Here is a 17,433-nt window from a genome sequence, read left to right on the forward strand (position 1 = left end):
GGAGGGGTCAGGGATGGAAGGGCCAGAAGACGGGGACCAGCAGTGTCGCGACCGCGAGGAAGAGCGCCACCAGGGGCAGGCCCAGCTTCCAATAGTCTCCGAAGGCGTAGACGCCGGGCCCGAGGACCATGGTGTTGGCGGGGGTGGCCACCGGGGTGAGGAACGACGCCGCCGCGGCGACGGCCACGCCCATCAGCAGCGGCAGGGCAGAGATGCCCGTTTCGGCCGCGATGGCGATCGCGATGGGCGCCACGATCAGGGCAGTGGCCATGTTGCTGATCAGTTGGCCGAGGATCACGGTGACCACGGCGATGCCGAACAAGAGCAGCACCGGGCTCGGCTCCCCCGCCGGGCCGATCCGGCCCACCACGTCGACGAGGCCTGTGGCCAGGAGGTCGGCCGCACCGCTGACCTGAATCGCGGTGGACAGCGGGATCATGCCACCCACCAGGATCAGGGTGGTCCAGGCCATCGACCGGTGCGCCTGCGGCACCGTGAGTACCCGCAGCAGCACCATGGCGCACGCGGCGACGAGGGCCGCAACCGCCGGCGGCACCAGGCTGGTGGCCAGCAGGATCACCATGCCGGCCAGCACGACCAGGGCAGTGCGGGCCCGCGGTCCCATCGGCACGGCCTGGCGGCGGATGCTGGCCGGCTCATCGACCACGACGACATTGGGGTCGCAGGAGGTGGTCTCCAGCGCGTCCCAGGTGCCGCGCAGCAGCAGCAGGTCACCCGGCGCCAGCACGGTGTCGGTGAGGTCGTCGCCGGTTCGCTGGATGGCCACCACCACGAGCCGGCCGCTGTCGGTGACCATGCCGCTGAACACGTGTTCGCCCACGAAGGGCGACCGCGGCGGCACCAGCACCTCGGTGAGGCCGACCTCCCGGTTGAGCAACTCGCCCGGCGCACCGCCGGCGGCCAGCCGGTACTGGTCCGCGAGGGTCTGCGCGTGCGCGCTCAGGTCGCGCGGAGCCGACGCGGCGGAGCGGGCCGGCAGCAGCCGGCCGCCGAACAACACCGTGATGAGGATCGTGCCGGTCACCAGCGGCAGCCCCACCAGGCCGAACTCGAAGAAGCCGAACGCCCGCTCACCGCTGGCCAGCGCCAGTTCGGAGACGAGCACGTTCACCGGGGTCCCCGTCAGCGCCAGAAGGGAGCCCGCGTGGGCGCCAAAGGCGAGCGGCATCAGCATCTTCGATGGCGGCTGGCCGATGCGCATGGCCAGGACCACCACCATCGGCAGCAGAGCGGCGACGGCCCCGTTCACGCTGATCAACGCGGTGACCAGTGCCACAAGCAGCATCACCAGCACTAGCAGCCGGCGCCGGCTGGTGCCGGCGCGTGCCACAAGCCGTTGGCCGGCCCAGGCAGTCACGCCCGTGGCATCGAGGGCCTCGCTGACCACGAAGAGCGCGGCGATGAATACGATCACCGGGTCGCCAAAGCCGGCCAGGGTTTGTTCGAAAGTCAACACCCCCGTGGCAAACAGGGCCAGCGCCACCCCGATCGCCACGATCTCCACCGGCAGCCGGTTCCAGATGAAGAGCGCCACGGCGGCGGCCAGCACCACCAGGGTCACCGCGATCGGGTCCACGCTCCGGCCTACTCCCCCGCGGCGGGGTGCTGCTTTGCGCCGTTCGGCTGGGTGCCGTTCGGCCCGGTGCCGCCGGCCTCGGCCTGGTCGGGTTCGGCGCCGCTGGAAAGCACGGCAGGGATGTCGCCCGGCCGGTAGTCGGGCATCCGGCCGGCGGGGATGATGGCGAGCAGCGCGATGCCGGCCAGGCCGAGCAGGGAGATCTGCAGAGCCCGCAACCGCGCGGCCGCGTTGATAGCCACGCCCTCGTCGACCTGCGCCTGGCTGGCTGTGGTCTCGCCGAGCACCTGCTCGAGTTGGGCGTTGGTGACGAAGTTCACGTTGTCCAGCGGCACCTGAGCCGTGAGCTCCGGGGGGAGGGTGGGGCTCTCGGCCACGCTGGTGCTGACCAGGGTGGTCAGCAGCCCGACCGCGAAGACACTGGCCACGGCTATGCCCACACTGCCGGAGATGTTGTGCACCAGGCCTCGCCAGGCGCCCACGTCGCCGGCAAGCCGTTTGGGCGCGGCCGAAAGCAACGTGTTGAAGACCAGGGCCACGATCGCGCCCTGACCCAGGCCCAGGATGATGAGGCCGAGGATGACGACGAACTGTTCCCACTCATTGCGGATGGTGAACGCGAGCAGCGTGAGGCCGAACGCCACCACCACGAAGCCGATCCTGGCGATGGTGTGCGGCGGGTACCGGCGGTACAGGGTGGCGACAAGGGTGCTGGCGATGAAGATCGACAGGGTGTACGGGATGATCGCAATCGACGTTTGGAAGCTCGACCGGCCTTGCACGATCTGGATGTAGAGCGGGATCAGGAAGTTCGCGGCCGTGCCCACGAACAGCATCGCCGCCATCGCGAAGGTCGTCGCCTTCTCCGACCCCGATTTGAGAACCTCGAGGTCGAAGATCTGCGCCTGGTGCGCGGCCTTTCGTCGGCGCAGCCAAACGAAAAAGACCTGGCCGATGATGGCACCGAGGATGATCAACACGGGTGCCGGCGACACACCGAGAATGCTGAACGGGGCCGCGTCGGTGGCCAGCACCACGCCCCAGGAGTTGAGTCCGCTGAAGCCGAAGCTGAGCAGGATGATCGACCCGGCCGCGAGCAGCGCCCCCACCCAGTCGATGGTGACTTCGGTTTGCGGAGGCACAACCTTGAGCCGGAAGCTGAGCAGCAGGTTCACCCCGGCGAGCACCACGATGAGCGCGAAGGAGTATCGCCAGCCGATAGTCGACGCGAAGGTTCCGGCGATCAGCAGGGCCAGCACGCCGGCAGCGGGGATGGCGGCGGCCAGGAAACCGATTGCCTTGGCCTGCTGCTCACCGTGGAAGTTCGCCGCGATGAACACGACCAGCGCCGGGGCGATGAGTGCGATGACCGCGCCGGAGGCGGCCTGAGCCACGAAGAGCATGGCCGGGGAGATGCTGAGTGCCACGGCGGCCATCGCCAGGCCGTGAATGACCACGGCGATCTGGAACACCCGGCGGGAGCCGAACTTCGCGCCGATCTTGGCGCCGAGCAGGATGAACGCCGCCATCGCGAAGGTCCCGGCGGTGATGGCCGTGCCGACGCTCGTGGCGGGGGTGTCGAGGTCGGTGGTGATGCCCTGCATCGACACCGTGAGTGCGTTTACAGCGAACGAGGCCTGGATCTGGGTGAGCACAACGACGATCAGAGGCAGCCAGGAGGCCGCGACGGTCGGTGTCGGCGGGCTCTCCGGCAGGGTGTGTGCGGCCATTGCGTGTTGATCCCCTCGCTCATTCGGTCACTCACCCGGTCTGGCTGAATGTCACCCTAGGACCGCGGGTTCGGGCGGGGCAGAAGTTGGCGCGAGTCTGCTCAGGTGCTGGCGTAAAACTGTGTCTGGCACTACGGTGCTGCGTGAATCCACGCCACGCCCAGGGCCGCGCTCGCGGCGCTGATCAGAGGAAGCCGGGGGTGCACCATGTGGGTACCGATTCCCGTCGGCGCCATGCAGCACATCATTGCCCAGGCCGGTCCGGCACCGCTTCCCGACCGGGCGCTGGCCGCTCTTGCCCGGCGGTTCTTCGTGCCGGAGTCCACGGTGTTCCACTTCTCCGCGAAGCGGCGCCTGTTCGGGCGTACCTCGGTGACCCTCACAACGCAGTCGGCGTTTCGGTTCGATGTCGGCACCGACGCGACCCCGGACGTACTGCACGTGGCCTTCCTGCTCAACGGCCGGATGGGCATCCGGATCGGCGGTGGCCCGATGCGCACCCTGCGGCCGATCAGCGGGTACACCGTGCCCGGCTGGGACGCCATGACACTGGAGGCCACCGAGATGACCCGCGGTCTCGCCATCCAGCTGCCGCAGTCCCGGCTCGCCGACCGGGGGGTACGGGTGCGCAGCGACAGCCAGCCCATAGACGACGCCGGCTCGCTCGGCCTGCCGTTGCGCCTGTTCGCGCTGTCGATCGTCGACAGCGCGTGGTCGCCCAGCGGCGTGGGTACCCTGATAGTGGAGCGCACCATCGAGGACCTCGTGGTGGGGTTGCTACTCGAAGGTGACGGTTATGCGATGGACGGTGAGGTCCTACGGATAGGCCTGCGAGCTCGGGCGCGGGCGCAGATCGATGCGCGGCACCGCGACCCGGACCTCAGCCCGGCGACCCTGGCCGCGCAGCTCGGCGTCTCGCTCAGGCACCTGCAGCGAGCCTTCGAGGGCAGCGGCGACACCGTGGCCCATGAAATCGGGCGGGCCAGGGCCGAATCGGCCGCGGTGCTGCTGACGATGCCGCATTCCGCGGGCCTGACCATTTCGGATGTGGCGGCCAAGGCCGGTTTCAGCTCCACCTTCGAATTGCGGGCCGGGTTCAAGGCCCGGTACGCCATGCTTCCCTCCGAGTATCGTAGCCACCGGCTACTCGCCGGCACTGAGCGCAATTCCGCGCCTCGGGGTGAGTGATTCCGCGTCAGCATCCCCCCGCCCGGGCACGCTGACTCCATAGTGAGCAGAACATCAACACGCTACTCGTGCACGTCTGCTGCGCACGTTCCCCAGCCGAGAGGTCGTACAACATGGCGCCCCACTCCTCCGCCCGGTTCCTAGCCGCTGCGGCGGTCCTGCTGGTCCTGGCCGGCTGCTCAATCCAGACCCCGAACGCGGCCGCCCCGAACACGGCCACCCCTTCTGGCACCGCGCAACCCGGCGCGCTGGTGGGCACCTGGGTGCTCGACCAGACGTTCGACAGTCCGGAGCAGCCCTACGTGTCCTTCGTGCAAGACAATACCTGGAGCGCCTCCGACGGCTGCAACCGGGTGCAGGGCACCTGGGAACTCGCCGCCGACGGCACCCTGACCACGACCTCCGGGCCGCAGACCATGATGGCGTGCGACGGCGCCCAGCTGCCGTTGGCGGTCAGCCGCGGCACGAGGGTTCAGGTCGACGGCGACACCCTGGTCATCCGCAGTTCGTTCGACTCGACCGAGACCACCCTGGTGCGCTCGACCGACAGCACCGTCGGTCCGCAGGGTCGCCCGATCGGCTACTGGGTGGAGTCGAACACCCCGACCGCCCCGTTCCTGTCGATCCAGGCCGACGGCCGGTACTCCGGCAATGACGGTTGCAATGTGCTCACCGGAACCTGGGAACAGGCCGACGACGAGGCGATTCTGCTCGGTTCCGGCGCGATGACGCTGATGGCCTGCGAGGGCATCGACCAGTGGCTGAGCCAGGCCGTGCAGGGCCGGGTGCGGGCGGGCGTGATGACACTGCAATCGGCCGACGGCACCGTGGTCGGCCAACTCACGGCACGCTGAAGCGTCACAACCTGCAAGGAGGAGGCTTCGCGTGGGCGCCTATCCGATCACGATCGTGCTCATCGTGGGTGGTGCGATTGCGCTGATCTTCCTGCTGCGGTTCGGCATCCGCCAGAACGCCCGGGCGGCAGCGGTCGACCCGAATCCGGACGCCACCGGCGCCCTGGCCGTTCTCAGCTTCGTGCTGGCGCTGATCCTGCCGGTGATCGGAGTGGTGCTGGCCCACGTCACGCTGGCCCGTATCGCCCGCGGCGAGGCCAGCGGACGGGTGTTCGCCTACGCCGCCCTGTGGGTGGGCTACGGGCTGTTCGCCCTCGAGGTGGGGGTCATCGTCTTCCTGTATCAGAGCAACTACTGGGCTTGACTGCTTTTAGTACCAGTCCATCGCCTGCGAGTGCGACCAGGCGGCGCACGGTGTGCCGTAGGAGCCGTTGATGTACTCGAGGCCCCAGGCGATCTGGGTGGCCGCGTTGGTCTCCCAGTCGGAGCCGGCCGAGGCCATCTTGCTGCCGGGCAGAGCCTGCGGGATGCCGGTGGCGCCGCCGTTGTCGTTGTAGGCCGTGTACTTCCACTCGGATTCCTTCTGCCAGAGCTGGGCCAGGCAGGAGAACTGGGATTCGCCCCAGCCGTAGCGGGAGGAGGCCAGGCTTGCGGCGGTGGCCTTCGCGCCGGCGGGGGTGTTGCCGGCGGCGACAGCCTCGGCGGTGGCCCGGGCCTCGACGGCGGCCTGCGCTTCGGCGGCGGCCTGCGCGGCGGCGGCCTCCGCGGCGACGCGGTCGGCTTCGGCGGCGGCGGCCTGCACGGCCGCGGTCTGTTCCTTGGCCTGCGCGGTGAGTTCGCTCACCTCGCCGAGCGGCATCGAGATGTAGCCGACCAGTGAACTGCTCGTGCTCGACAGGGCGGACGCGTCGACCTTGTTCACGGCGGCGTCGAGCGCGGTGTCGGCGTTGACGAGGGCCACGGATGCGGCGAGGTGGGTCTTGCTGATGGTGGCGGCCTTGGCGGCTGCCCGCTCGTCACGCTCCTCCTGGGCCTGCTGCCGTTGGTCGGCGACCGCCGACTGCATGGTGAAGCCGGTGCCGGCGACGACCCCGGCGAGCACGAGGCCGCCGGCGAGGAGGGTGAGGCGCTTGGTGCGGGAGCGGCGGGTCTTCCGCTCGGCGCGGGTACTGAGGGTGCTGGTGCTGGTGCTGGTGCTGCTCGGGATTTCGGGCGTGGAATTCAGAGAATTGTCGGGGCGCATAAACTTCCAGGTCGGGGGTGGGGGCCGCTCGGCGGCGGCGCTCTCACGGAACGATGGGCCCACGCGAGCGGATCGGCGCGGGCAAGCCGTCCAACTTGCCAAAGTTTTCTGAGCGGAAACTCACTTTTTCCTGCCAAACCCATGTGAACAGGGGCCGTGCGGTGGCAGAACCGCGACCGGATTCGTCATCGATTCACCCGGCCAGCGCGCCATTCCGGTCGCGCGCCGCAGCGTCCGGCCGTTGCTCCGTGGGGGTACCGTTGAACGATGCCCACTTCAGACGCCGCTCAGCAGGCCGACGCAGCTTTCCCGACCGCTCCGGCCGAAGCGCCCACCAGCGCCGAGCGTCTGATCACAACGTTGGGGAACATCAACAACGTCGACGTCGCGAACGCCCCAGAGGCCGATCGCGCCGCCGTGATCGAACTCATCGACATCATCAACGACGAGCAGCGTTCCAGCCTGCTCTTCGCCCTGCTGCTGGAGCGCCTTCGCACCGATGTCTGATCCCTCCGGGCCGCGCGCCGACCAGCGCGCCCTGGACCTGGAGAAGACCGCCGACTGGTACCGACGTTTCCGGCTGCTCGAGACTCCGGGGCAATCCGCGCTCTACGCCGAGTGGGCCAACGGTGTCGAAAACGACGCAGAGGTGCTGGGCCTGATCGTCACGCTGCCGCGGCCCAAACGCCAGCCGAACCTGGTGTTCGCCTGTGCGCGCCTGCTCGGCGCGCCGCTGACGGGGTACCCGGGCTTCCGCCGCTGGCTCGTCGAGCACTGGCCGGCCGTGGCCGCCCAGGCCCGGCTGCGCTCCACCCAGACCAACGAGCCGCGCCGGCTCACCGCGATCATGCCGGTCCTCGCCGGGATCGGCCCCGAGCTGGCCCTGCTCGAGGTCGGCGCCAGCGCGGGGCTCTGCCTGTACCCCGACCGGTACAGCTATGACTATTCCGGTTGCCGGGTGGATCCGGTGGACGGCCCCAGCTCGGTGCTGCTGACGGCCGGCACCACCGGGCCGGTGCCGCTGCCGGCGCATCCGCCGGAGGTCGTCTGGCGGGCCGGGCTCGACCTGAACCCGCTGGACGTGAACGACCCCGACGACGTGCGCTGGCTTCAGACCCTGGTCTGGCCCGAGCAGACCGAGCGCCGCGGCCGGCTGGATGCGGCGCTGGCGATCGCCCGCCGGGATCCGCCGCTGCTCGCGCGCGGGGACGCCGTCGTGGACCTTCAGTCGCTGGTGGCGCTCGCCCCGGCCGGGGTGCCGCTGGTCATCGTCAGCCCCGCGGTCCTGGTCTACCTGGCGCCCGAGCAGCGCACGGCCTTCGCGCGCACCGTGACCGGACTGGGCCGCTGGATCTCGCTGGACGGCGCCGGCGTGCTGCCCCAGGTCGACGCCCTGCTGCCGCAGCCGCCCGTGCCCGGTGATTTCACGGTGTCCCTGGACGGCCGGCCGGTGGCACGGTGCGGCCCGCACGGACAGAACCTGGACTGGATCGTCGGCTAGGCCCCCGGCTGACCGAGCAGCTCACCGGGCACGCTTCTAAGATGGCGCTATGCGTGCACTCGTGGTCCACACCTCAGGCGGCCCGGACGCCCTCACCCTCGACACCGTTGCGGACCTGGTCGTCGGCGCCGGCGACATCCGGATCGAAGTGGTCGGCGCCGGCGTGAACCGGGCCGATGTGCAGCAGCGCCTGGGCCACTACCCGTCGCCGGCGGGTGCGCCGCAATGGCCGGGCCTAGAGGTGTCGGGCATCGTCACCGAGACCGGGATCGCCGTCACCCGGTTCACGGTCGGCGACAGGGTCTGCGCGCTGCTGGCCGGCGGCGGCTACGCCACCGAGGCCGTGGTGCACCAGGACCTCGCCCTGCCCGTTCCCGACAACGTCGACCTGGCCGACGCCGCCGCGCTGCCGGAGGCGCTGGCCACGGTGTGGTCGAACGTCTTCATGAGCGCTGGCCTCGTGGCCGGCCAGACCCTGCTCGTGCACGGCGGCGCCAGCGGCATCGGCACCACCGCCATCCAGCTGGCCCGGCTGGCCGGCGCCCGGGTTCTGGTCACCGCCGGCTCCGCCGAGAAGCTGGCGGCCTGCGGTCAGCTCGGTGCCAACGTGCTGATCAACTACCGGGAACAGGATTTTGTGGCCGAGGTGCTCGCCGCCACCGACGGGCACGGTGCCGACGTGATCCTGGACATCATGGGCGGCTCCTACGCGGCCCGCAACGTGGCGGCGCTGGCCCTGGGCGGCACCATCATGGTGATCGCCAACCAGAGCGGCGAAGACGCCGTCTTCAACCCGTTCCACCTGATGCAGAAACGCGGCCGGTTCTGGGGCACCACCCTGCGGGCCCGGCCGGCCGTGGAGAAGGCGGCCATCATGGCCGACCTGCTCACCCGGGTGTGGCCGTGGCTCGAATCCGGCGCTCTCGTGCCGGTGATCGACAGTCGGTTCACCTTCGCCGACGCGGCGGATGCGCATCGCCGGTTGGAAGCATCCGCTCATGTGGGAAAGATTGTGCTGCTGCCCTGAGCCGGTGCGTCTGCGAGGCTGTTCAGGCCCGTGACCCGGCGAGTTCGACCCGGTTACGGCCGGACGCCTTGGCCTCGTACAGGGCGGCGTCGGCGCGGCCGAGCCAACGCGAGACGCTTTCGTCGGGTTTGAGCAGGGCGACGCCCACGCTGGCGGTGCAGTGCAGCCCCGCGGTGACCACCCCCCAGGGGTGGTTGCGCACCTCGCCGAGCAGGCGTTCGCAGATCTGCACGGCCTGGTCGATGGTGGTGTTGCCCAGCACCAGCAGGAACTCTTCGCCGCCGACCCGCACCGCAAGGTCGGTGTCGCGGGTAGTGTTGCCGAGGATCGTGGCCATGGTGGTGAGCACCCGGTCGCCGGTGGCGTGGCCGTGCTCGTCGTTGACCTGCTTGAAATGGTCCATGTCCACCATCACCGCGCAGAGCGGTTCGGAGCGCTCCCTGGCCGAGGACATCATCTCGGGCAGCTGCCGGTCGAGGGCCCGGCGGTTGGGCAGCCGGGTGAGCGGGTCGGAGTGCGCCTGCTTGTCGAGTTCCTCGGCCCGGATCCGCTGCATCTCGGCCTCGAGCTGCGAGCGCTGGGCCTCGTGCCGGGCCTGCTCGATCTCCAGCGAGTTGATCAGCATCCGCGACTGCAGCCCGGCGGTCTGCCTGGTGAGCCCGAGCATCAGCACGTGCAGCTGTTCGTGGTGTTCAAGGGCCTGCTCGAATCGGCCGGCGGCCTGGTGCATCTGGTAGAGCGCGCGGTGCAGCTTCACGTTCAGCGCCGCATCCTCGGCCACCGACGGGTCGGCGACCTGGGCTTCCATCATGGCGCAGGCCAGGTCCACTCGGCCTTCGGCCCGGGCGACCTCGGCCAGCTGGGCGTCGTTGTTGACGGCGAGATTGCGGTAGCCGTTGGTGATCGCGATGGTCTTGGAACGGCCGGCCTGCCGGCGCGCTTCGGCGTATTCGCCGCGCTCGATCAGCAGCCCGACCAGGTTGGTGCGGGCGATCGTCTCGTAGAACGCGTGCCGCTGCTCAACCGCCTGCGTCACCGCGGCACGGGTGACGGCGATCCCGTCGCGCAGGGCCACCGATGCGTCCTCTTCCTTCGCCCGGTGCGCCCTGGCGATCTCCAGGTAGCTGTCGCCCAGGTTGTTCCGCGCGGCGAACGCGGCCTCGGGGTCGTCGATGGTGTCGGCCAGGGCCAGCGCCTGCCGGCCCAGCTCGATGCTGCGGTCAGCGTCGCCGAGGGCCTGGTGCACCATCGACGAGCGCGACAGCGCCCAGAACTCCGCGGTGCGACTGCCGCTGGCCCGCGCGGCCGCCAGGGCACCGAGCACGTGGCTGAGGGCGGGTTCCTCCAGCGCCGTCTCGTGAAAGGCCAGGGCGAGGATGCAGTGCACCTTCGACTGACCGACCAGGTCCCCGCTGGCGCTGAGGTACTCAAGGGCCAGGAGCCCGTGCCGCACGGATGCCTCGAACTCGCCCAACCGCAGCCGGTGGCCGGAGAGCAACTGCCGGGCGCGGGCCTCCTGGGCGGGCGTGATGAAGGGGTCGGCGAGCACCTGCTCGGCCTGGGCGGCGCCAGCATGGTGTTGGCCGTCCTGGTTGGCCTTGGCGCACTCGTCGAGAATCGTGTCGATCGTGGGGCGTCGGGCAAACCCGGCCCCGTCGACGGGCGGCTGCTGGTGCAGCTCGGCGTCGCTGGTCGGCACCGGCAGGTCGGCGATTTCAACGAAACCGCTTGGCAGGTCCAGGTCACGCCCGCCGTCGGCCAGGCTCAGGTCGGCGATTCCGTCCGCCATCACGTCGGCGCCGGCGCGCACGGCATCTGATGCGGGCGGTTCGGACGGCACCGTGGCGCCGGCCGGGAGCGGGGCGAGCTGGTCATCGGGCGCGCTCATCGGGCGTCACCGTGCTCGGCGGGGGCGCCGGCCGACAGGCTGAGCGCACCGCCCGCCCGACTCTGCGGGAGGTGCTTCGACGGTACGCCTGATGCGTTCACGGCTCAGTCCCCAAACTGCTCGTATACCCGAACCTAGCAGCGTCCCAGCGGCCACCGAGGCCAACGCACGCTCCAGGCACCCCCCGCTTCGCGGGTGATTTTCACTGGCACGTTGTGCGCTTCCACGACGGCTTCGAGCGTGCTCATCGGCGGCTCACAGCCGCGCCGATCGCCGCCAGCCGCGGCCGGGGGCCACGAAGCGGAGCACCGAATCGAGCAGCTGTGCGTTGTAGCCCACGCCGAGTTGGTTCCGCACGGTGAGCGGCACGGTATCGGCGGCCCGCACCGCGGCATCCTGGGCCAGCTGCTCAACGAGAACGTCGGGTTCGCCGATGTAGCTCGTGCCGAACCGGGCCAGACCGCCGTCGAGGTGGCCCACCTGGTCATGGTTGCCGGCCTGGGCGCGCAGGCCGAAGTGACGCCGGTCCTGCTCGGTGATCAGGGGCATGATGCTGCGGCTCACCGACACCCGCGGGGTGCCGGGGTGACCGGCATCCGCCCAGGCCTGCCGGAAGATCGCGATCTGCTCGGCCTGCAGGGCGCCGAAGGCGGCGCCGGTGTCTTCGGTGAGCAGGGTCGAACTCATCAGGTTCATGCCCTGCTCGCCGGTGCGCCTCGCGGTGGCCCGGGTGCCGGAGCCCCACCAGGTGCGCTCGGCCAGTCCGGGCGACTGCGGCTGGATCGCGAGGAGGTTGCTGTGTCCGGCGAGCTGCGGGTTCGCGGCGGCGACGCCGGACCCTCTGATGGCCCGGCGGAACTGTGCAGTGCGCTCGCGGGCGTCATCCGCGTCGCTGGTACCGGGTGCGGGCACGTGCCCGAATGTCTCGGCGTCGCGCCCCACCCGCACACCGGCCCCCCACCCGCACAACGGCCCCCGCCCGCGATGTGCGGGGCACGCGCCGCTATGCCCCTGGCGCGCCACCCGCACAACGGCGCCCCACCCGCACAACGGCCCCCGCCCGCGATGTGCGGGGCACGCGCCGCTATGCCCCTGGCGCGCCACCCGCACAACGGCGCCCCACCCGCCTACCGGCGCCCCACCCGCACAACGGCGCCCCACCCGCCTACCGGCGCCCCACCCGCCTACCGGCGCCCCACCCGCACAACGGCCCCCGCCCGCGATGTGCGGGGCACGCGCCGCTATGCCCCTGGCGCGCCACCCGCCTACCGGCGCTTGCCCCGCCGAACGCCGCCCCACCCGCACAACGGCGCCTGCCCCGCCGAACGCCTCACTCCCGCACAACGGCGCCCTCCCCGAACGACTCGCTACGAAACCTGCGACCGCTACACCGGGTCGCTGCCCTGACGCGACCCGATACCCTGCCAAGCTGTGATCATGCGTCATCTGTTCCTCGACTTCTTCGGCACCCTGGTCAACTACGCGGACTCCCGCGCCGGACAGGGCTACGCCGACACGCACGCGAGCATGTGTGCCTTCGGCGCCCGCGGCACCGAGCAGCAGACCGCGGATGCCTGGCTGGAGGCCTTCCACCAGCTCAATACTGAATCCGACTCCGACCACCGCGAATTCACCATGGACCAGTTGTCGCATCGGGCCATCGTGCAACTGCTCGGCCGCGAACCCGATGCCACCGAAATCGCCGAGGGCGCTCAGAGCAACATGGCGGACTGGGAGCGCGGGGTGGTGCTGATTCCCGGCATGGCCGACACCCTCAAGGAACTGGGCCAGACCTTCACCCTCACGATCGTGTCGAACACGCACAGCGCATCCGTCGTGCCCCGTCAGCTGGCGGCCATGGGCGCCACCGACCTCATCTCCCATGTCGTGACGTCGCTCGAGGTGGGCTTTCGTAAGCCGCATACGGCGATCTACCAGGCAGCGCTCGCCCGGGCGGATGCTGACCCGGCCCGCGTGATCTTCGTCGGCGACACCTGGGAAGCGGACTTCGACGGTCCGCGGGCGCACGGCATGGAGGCCGTGCTCGTGGCCGCCGACCCGCGGGACGGTGTGCCCGAGACCCGTCGGGTCGCTTCGGTGCTCGACCTGCCCGACCTGCTCTCGTTCCGCTACCCCAGCACCCGCCCGGTCAGCACCCGCGGGGTGGCATAACTCCTGCTGGATCTCGGCCGGCCGCAGGACCGCCGCGTGATTGCGGGGCCATGGTCGACGGTGGCTCGGGATTGCAGGAGTGGTGCACGACGACGACGGCACGGTGACCTCCGCGAGGATCCGAGCCGGGCAACTGGGTAAGCTCGGCGGATGGATACAGAGGGGTTCCGCATCCGCGCCACGCAGGTGGACGATTGGCGAGAGGTGCGCCAGCTGCGCCTCGAGATGCTGCGGGACACCCCGATCGCGTTCGGCGAGACCCTGCAGGATGCCCTCGGCCACTCCGACAGTGAGTGGCGGATGCGCGCCGCCCGCGGCACCGCCGAACACGGCATCGCCCTGGCCGCGATCGACCCCGCGGGACGCTGGGTGGGCACCATGGGCGGGTATGTGCCGGATGCGACCGCCGGCGCGCTGCTGGTGGGGGTCTACGTGTCGCCGGACCACCGCGGCCACGAGGCCGGAGTCTTCGACGCCCTGCTGGCCGCGATCCAGGACTGGGCCCGCGGCGAGGGTGACCGTCTGACCCTGCACGTGCACGAGGACAACTCCCGCGCCCGCGCCGCCTACCTGCGCCGCGGTTTCACCGAGACCGGGCACCGCGTGCAGTACGTTCTGGACTCCAGTGCCATGGAGATCGAGATGGTCAAGCCGCTCTAGCGGCCACCACCACCGCCGCCTCCACCGCCGCCGCCGGAGAAGCCGCCGCCGAAGGATCCGCCCGAGAAGCTCCCGCCGCCGCTGCCCGACCAGGTGGACGGCGGGGGCGTGGGCGTTTCGGTCGTGTGCACCGAGTTGACGATCCCGTTGAGCGCCGAGGCCAGATAGATGCCGCTGAATGCGTTCTGCGATACGAACCAGCCCGGCGGGGTGGCGTCCTGCTCGTAGTACACCGCGAGCTCAGCCGCCCACTCCCGTTCGACGCCCCAGAGCACCGCATAGGGCAGCAGCTTCTCGTAGAGCTTCACCCGTTCCACGGTGCCGGCGGCGGATGCGCCGGATGCGGCGGCCTGCGTGCCGGCTGCGGCGGGCTGCGCTCCTGGGACCGTTCGCGGCACCGTGACGCGCAGCGCGCCCTCCGGGCTCTGAAGCATGCGGAACCTGTCGGCCTCGGCGAGGTCGAGGTAGACCTTCATGCCGGTGAGGTAGTCGCGGCGCTCGACGCCGGCCGCGCTGAGCAGCACCGGGCGACGTGACACGGCGACACCGACGATCACGGTGGCCGCGGCAAGGAGCAGCAACGGGGACCACCAGACCGATGGTGGGTTGGCGATCGCGAGAACCGCCACCACGAACACAACAACCGCCGCGAGGCCGATCAGCACGCGGATTCGGGTGCGGGTCAGGGCTGGCCGGGCCCGACAGCCACGGGCGGTGTTGCGCACCGTGGCATCGGCCGTCGCGGCGGCCAGCCCACGGGCGAGCGCATCGTTGGTGACCCCGAGTTCGCAGACTGCCCCCTCGGCCAGGCCGGGGAAGAGCGTGGCGAGCACGGCGAGCTCCTGGTCGTCGACACCATCCACAGCCAGCAGCTGCAACGTGTAATCGCCGCCCGTGGCGCTCACCGGGTAATCGAGGATGCGCACCTTGCCGCGCACCGCGAAACTCACGATCTGCGCGGCCATGGCGCTGCGGGTGCGACCGATGAGGTCGGCGGCCTCGAGAAGGTTGTACCCCTGCGGCACGCTGTACTGGGCGATGATGGTGCCAGGCTTAGGGTCGCGGGGGCGCACGAAGACCCGGGCGAGCGCGAACACCCCGCCGAGCAGGGCGATGCCGAGAAGGCCGAACGGAAACCCGCCGAGGACCGCCGCGGGGCCGAAGCCTGGCGCCGTGTTGCTGTCGGGCTGCGCCTGGGCGGGCACCTGCACGAAGGTGCCGGCGGTGAAGCCGATGGCCACCGTGAGGTTCTCGCCCGGGCCCAGGTTGGTGGCTTCAGCGGTGAACAGCTGCCCGGTTGCGGCCTCGGGGGCTGCGGTATCCGGCACTGCGGCATCGGGGTCGGCCTCCTGCACGATCTGGCAGGCGCCGCTTTCGCCCTGGGCGCCGGTGTAGCAGGCACTGTTGCCGGTGAGGAAGGGGGCGATGGCCGGGGCGACGTGCACCCGGGCGGTGACGGAGCCGAACGGCTGGTCGAAGCCGGTGCCGTTGGTGTCCCAGTAGAGCTCGTCGTCGTTGGTGTCCGCGAAGGCGCGCACGACGTTCTGCTGGGTGTAGCTGATGACATAGGTCTGGGTGCCGCGCACGAATTCGTCGGTGCCGAGCGCGAGTTCGGTGAAGCCGTTGCTGACCTCGGTCTCGAAGTAGACCGGGTCGCCCGCGGCATCGGTGACCGATTCGACGCTCGTGTTCAGCGGCACGCCGTCGTAGTCGTTCGGGATTGCCCGGATGATCCCCCGGTTCTGGTCGAAATCGGGGAACTCCGCCACGAATCTCTCCACGGTGCGCAGCGTGGAGTGCCCGATCGAGTCCCGGTCGAGGTAGTACTCCCCCGCGTACGACGCGAAAGTGAAGTCCGAAGTGTCCGCGGGCACGGCGGCGCGGGCGCTGCCGGCCAGGCTCGACCGGGCGGACAAACCCGCCACGTTCGCAGGAACCGCAGAGCCCGCCGAAACCGCCGTCGCCGTCCCACCGGCCACCCCCAGAGAGCCCGGCGCAACGGCCATCGCCGCCACCGGGGCGCCGAGCGCCAGCACGGAAGCGATAACCAGGCCGGACAGGACTTTCAGAAAACGAGTCACGCCTCCGAGCCTAGTGAACCCCTCACGTTCAGAGAATCGACGCGGCGCTCGAGAACGGCGCCGGCGGGGAACACGCCGGCCAGGGCGATGAGCTCGTCAATGACGTGTGCGACCGGCCGGCTGGTGCAGCATTTGCACCAATCCTGCAGATCGAAGCTCGCGGTCAGCGCCGCTTCGTATTCGGTGCGGGTGAGACCGACGATCTCCCGCACCAGCGCGGTCGTGGTGTTCTTGTTCGAGCTCATACCCGCGAACGATCGCCCGCACGGGCACGGACCGTCGGGGCGGCGCCGGCTGGCCGGGCACACATCCCGCAGCCAGACAAGCTCCCCCTCCACGCATCCGGTCGAATCGCTTGCCCGCGCGCCCTGGGTCGCCGAGGTGGCCACCAATACCCTCATGATCTGCTCCGTTTTCTCGGCACGAGGGTTGATGAGTAGTTGACGTCAGGCTAAACCGCGCCACCGACATCCGCCCCGCGGCGCGTACCGGCTGCGCTCGACTGCCCGGCTCAGAACCCTTCGGGAGCGTGCGGGCGATACGGGACAACAAGCCGGGCGAGTTCGTCGTCGGTGAGGGTGAGATCGACGGAGGCGACGGCATCCGTGAGGTGGTGGGCTTGCGTCGCGCCCACGATCGGCGAGGTCACCGCCGGCTGCTGGCGCACCCAGGCCAGCGCCACCTGCGCTCGCGGCACCCCGCGCTCGGCGGCGACCTGCGCGACGGCCTCGGCGATCTCGCGGTCGCCCTCTTCCCGCTGCTTGTAAAGGGTCTGGCCGAAGGTGTCGGTTTGGGAGCGGGCGGTGGTGTCGTCCCAGTCGCGGGTGAGCTTGCCGCGCGCCAGCGGGCTCCACGGCAGCACGCCGACGCCCTGGTCGAGGCAGAACGGATGCATCTCGCGTTCCTCCTCGCGGTTGAGCAGGTTGTATTGGTCCTGCATCGACACGAAGCGGGTTGAGCCGGCCAGGTCGGCGGTGTACTGGGCCTTCGCGAACTGCCAGGCGTACATCGACGAGGCGCCGATGTAGCGGGCCTTGCCGGCCTTGACCACATCGTGCAGCGCCGCCATGGTCTCCGCGATCGAGGTCAGCGGGTCCCAGCGGTGAATCTGGTACAGATCCACGTGGTCGGTGCCCAGCCGGGTGAGGCTGTGGTCGATCTCGGCCAGGATGGCGCGCCGGGAGAGTCCGGCGCCGTTCGGGCCCGGCCGCATCCGGCCGTGCACCTTGGTGGCCAGCACGTACGCGTCCCTGGTGCTGAAGTCCCGCAGCGCCCGGCCCAGGATTTCCTCGCTGCTGCCGTCGGAATACACGTTGGCGGTGTCGAAGGAGGTGATACCGGCCTCCAGCGCCTGCTGGATCAGCGGCCGGCTGGTCTCCTCCGGCAGGGTCCAGGCGTGGTTGCCGCGCATCGGGTTGCCAAAACTCATGCAGCCCAGCGTGATCGCCGACACCTCGAGGCCGGTGGTGCCCAGGCGTAGGTATTTCATGGG

The 17,433-nt window shown here is 70.3% G+C and carries 16 protein-coding genes; 8 read left to right on the forward strand and 8 right to left on the reverse strand.

The genetic code is table 11. The features are described from left to right. Positions 1–7 precede the first annotated feature (7 nt). Positions 8–1,597: an SLC13 family permease gene (locus BJQ95_RS13100; protein ID WP_130176448.1), complete on the reverse strand. Its 1,590-nt coding sequence runs from the start codon at positions 1,595–1,597 to the stop codon at positions 8–10. An 8-nt stretch (positions 1,598–1,605) separates the two neighbouring features. Next, entirely contained in the window at positions 1,606–3,327 is a 1,722-nt protein-coding gene (locus tag BJQ95_RS13105; RefSeq protein ID WP_130176449.1) for an MFS transporter, read from the reverse strand. Positions 3,328–3,561: 234 nt separating this feature from the next. On the opposite strand from BJQ95_RS13105, the gene BJQ95_RS13110 reads away from it, so the two are divergent. The 3 genes from BJQ95_RS13110 (at position 3,562) to BJQ95_RS13120 (ending at position 5,733) form a co-directional block, all read left to right on the forward strand. Continuing rightward, positions 3,562–4,515 carry a helix-turn-helix domain-containing protein gene (locus BJQ95_RS13110; RefSeq protein WP_165384853.1) on the forward strand — a complete coding sequence of 318 codons (954 nt, stop codon included), beginning with the start codon at positions 3,562–3,564 and terminating at the stop codon, positions 4,513–4,515. Positions 4,516–4,628: 113 nt separating this feature from the next. Beyond that, a complete protein-coding gene (locus BJQ95_RS13115; protein WP_130176451.1) occupies positions 4,629–5,369 on the forward strand; it encodes an META domain-containing protein in 741 nt (246 codons plus the stop codon). Positions 5,370–5,400: 31 nt separating this feature from the next. Next, positions 5,401–5,733 carry a hypothetical protein gene (locus tag BJQ95_RS13120; RefSeq protein WP_130176452.1) on the forward strand — a complete coding sequence of 111 codons (333 nt, stop codon included), beginning with the start codon at positions 5,401–5,403 and terminating at the stop codon, positions 5,731–5,733. A gap of 6 nt (positions 5,734–5,739) precedes the next feature. On the opposite strand, the gene BJQ95_RS13125 is transcribed toward BJQ95_RS13120, so the two are convergent. Beyond that, a complete protein-coding gene (locus BJQ95_RS13125) occupies positions 5,740–6,612 on the reverse strand; it encodes a phospholipase (RefSeq protein ID WP_130176453.1) in 873 nt (290 codons plus the stop codon). A 267-nt stretch (positions 6,613–6,879) separates the two neighbouring features. Between BJQ95_RS13125 and BJQ95_RS13130 the strand changes: the two genes are divergently transcribed. From BJQ95_RS13130 to BJQ95_RS13140, 3 genes are read left to right on the forward strand one after another with little or no spacing between them, the layout of a single operon-like run. Continuing rightward, complete coding sequence (locus BJQ95_RS13130) at positions 6,880–7,119, forward strand: hypothetical protein (RefSeq protein ID WP_130176454.1); 240 nt, start codon at positions 6,880–6,882, stop codon at positions 7,117–7,119. Then, positions 7,112–8,113 (forward strand): DUF2332 domain-containing protein, encoded by a 1,002-nt coding sequence (locus tag BJQ95_RS13135; RefSeq protein WP_130176455.1) that lies wholly within the window; start codon positions 7,112–7,114, stop codon positions 8,111–8,113. Before BJQ95_RS13130 ends, BJQ95_RS13135 begins: the two co-directional genes overlap by 8 nt. Positions 8,114–8,162: 49 nt before the next feature. After that, the gene (locus BJQ95_RS13140; protein ID WP_130176456.1) at positions 8,163–9,140 is read left to right on the forward strand and encodes an NAD(P)H-quinone oxidoreductase; all 978 of its coding nucleotides are present in this window, start codon (positions 8,163–8,165) and stop codon (positions 9,138–9,140) included. Positions 9,141–9,162: 22 nt separating this feature from the next. Here the strand turns inward: BJQ95_RS13140 and BJQ95_RS13145 are convergent, their stop codons facing one another. Next, on the reverse strand, positions 9,163–11,028 hold the full coding sequence (locus BJQ95_RS13145) for a diguanylate cyclase (RefSeq protein WP_130176457.1): 1,866 nt from the start codon (positions 11,026–11,028) through the stop codon (positions 9,163–9,165). A 255-nt stretch (positions 11,029–11,283) separates the two neighbouring features. Next, complete coding sequence (locus BJQ95_RS13150; protein ID WP_130176458.1) at positions 11,284–11,940, reverse strand: LLM class flavin-dependent oxidoreductase; 657 nt, start codon at positions 11,938–11,940, stop codon at positions 11,284–11,286. 525 nt (positions 11,941–12,465) lie between these two features. Between BJQ95_RS13150 and BJQ95_RS13155 the strand changes: the two genes are divergently transcribed. Together BJQ95_RS13155 and BJQ95_RS13160 are read left to right on the forward strand one after the other, a co-directional pair. Further along, positions 12,466–13,200: an HAD family hydrolase gene (locus BJQ95_RS13155; RefSeq protein ID WP_130178869.1), complete on the forward strand. Its 735-nt coding sequence runs from the start codon at positions 12,466–12,468 to the stop codon at positions 13,198–13,200. 150 nt (positions 13,201–13,350) lie between these two features. Further along, positions 13,351–13,860: a GNAT family N-acetyltransferase gene (locus BJQ95_RS13160; RefSeq protein ID WP_130178870.1), complete on the forward strand. Its 510-nt coding sequence runs from the start codon at positions 13,351–13,353 to the stop codon at positions 13,858–13,860. Here the strand turns inward: BJQ95_RS13160 and BJQ95_RS13165 are convergent. From BJQ95_RS13165 to BJQ95_RS13175, 3 genes are all read right to left on the reverse strand, one after another. Then, positions 13,857–15,941 carry a DUF2207 domain-containing protein gene (locus BJQ95_RS13165; RefSeq protein WP_130178871.1) on the reverse strand — a complete coding sequence of 695 codons (2,085 nt, stop codon included), beginning with the start codon at positions 15,939–15,941 and terminating at the stop codon, positions 13,857–13,859. The two genes, BJQ95_RS13160 and BJQ95_RS13165, sit on opposite strands and share 4 nt — an antisense overlap. Then, complete coding sequence (locus BJQ95_RS13170; protein ID WP_205750219.1) at positions 15,938–16,186, reverse strand: hypothetical protein; 249 nt, start codon at positions 16,184–16,186, stop codon at positions 15,938–15,940. Before BJQ95_RS13170 ends, BJQ95_RS13165 begins: the two co-directional genes overlap by 4 nt. 266 nt (positions 16,187–16,452) lie before the next feature. Beyond that, positions 16,453–17,430, reverse strand: coding sequence for an aldo/keto reductase (locus BJQ95_RS13175; RefSeq protein ID WP_130178873.1), 978 nt, complete (start codon positions 17,428–17,430; stop codon positions 16,453–16,455). Between the last annotated feature and the right edge of the window lie 3 nt (positions 17,431–17,433).

This window comes from Cryobacterium sp. SO1 (genome assembly GCF_004210215.2).
GTDB lineage: Bacteria > Actinomycetota > Actinomycetes > Actinomycetales > Microbacteriaceae > Cryobacterium.

What these genes read in the sequence shown, in the direction of transcription:
- BJQ95_RS13115 (WP_130176451.1), top strand. Translation starts at nt 4,629, where the DNA reads ATGGCGCCCCACTCCTCCGCCCGGTTCCTAGCCGCTGCGGCGGTCCTG.
- BJQ95_RS13130 (WP_130176454.1), top strand. Translation starts at nt 6,880, where the DNA reads ATGCCCACTTCAGACGCCGCTCAGCAGGCCGACGCAGCTTTCCCGACC.
- BJQ95_RS13110 (WP_165384853.1), top strand. Translation starts at nt 3,562, where the DNA reads ATGCAGCACATCATTGCCCAGGCCGGTCCGGCACCGCTTCCCGACCGG.
- BJQ95_RS13135 (WP_130176455.1), top strand. Translation starts at nt 7,112, where the DNA reads ATGTCTGATCCCTCCGGGCCGCGCGCCGACCAGCGCGCCCTGGACCTG.
- BJQ95_RS13125 (WP_130176453.1), bottom strand. Translation starts at nt 6,612, where the DNA reads ATGCGCCCCGACAATTCTCTGAATTCCACGCCCGAAATCCCGAGCAGC.
- BJQ95_RS13175 (WP_130178873.1), bottom strand. Translation starts at nt 17,430, where the DNA reads ATGAAATACCTACGCCTGGGCACCACCGGCCTCGAGGTGTCGGCGATC.
- BJQ95_RS13140 (WP_130176456.1), top strand. Translation starts at nt 8,163, where the DNA reads ATGCGTGCACTCGTGGTCCACACCTCAGGCGGCCCGGACGCCCTCACC.
- BJQ95_RS13105 (WP_130176449.1), bottom strand. Translation starts at nt 3,327, where the DNA reads ATGGCCGCACACACCCTGCCGGAGAGCCCGCCGACACCGACCGTCGCG.
- BJQ95_RS13160 (WP_130178870.1), top strand. Translation starts at nt 13,351, where the DNA reads ATGGATACAGAGGGGTTCCGCATCCGCGCCACGCAGGTGGACGATTGG.
- BJQ95_RS13145 (WP_130176457.1), bottom strand. Translation starts at nt 11,028, where the DNA reads ATGAGCGCGCCCGATGACCAGCTCGCCCCGCTCCCGGCCGGCGCCACG.
- BJQ95_RS13155 (WP_130178869.1), top strand. Translation starts at nt 12,466, where the DNA reads ATGCGTCATCTGTTCCTCGACTTCTTCGGCACCCTGGTCAACTACGCG.
- BJQ95_RS13170 (WP_205750219.1), bottom strand. Translation starts at nt 16,186, where the DNA reads ATGAGCTCGAACAAGAACACCACGACCGCGCTGGTGCGGGAGATCGTC.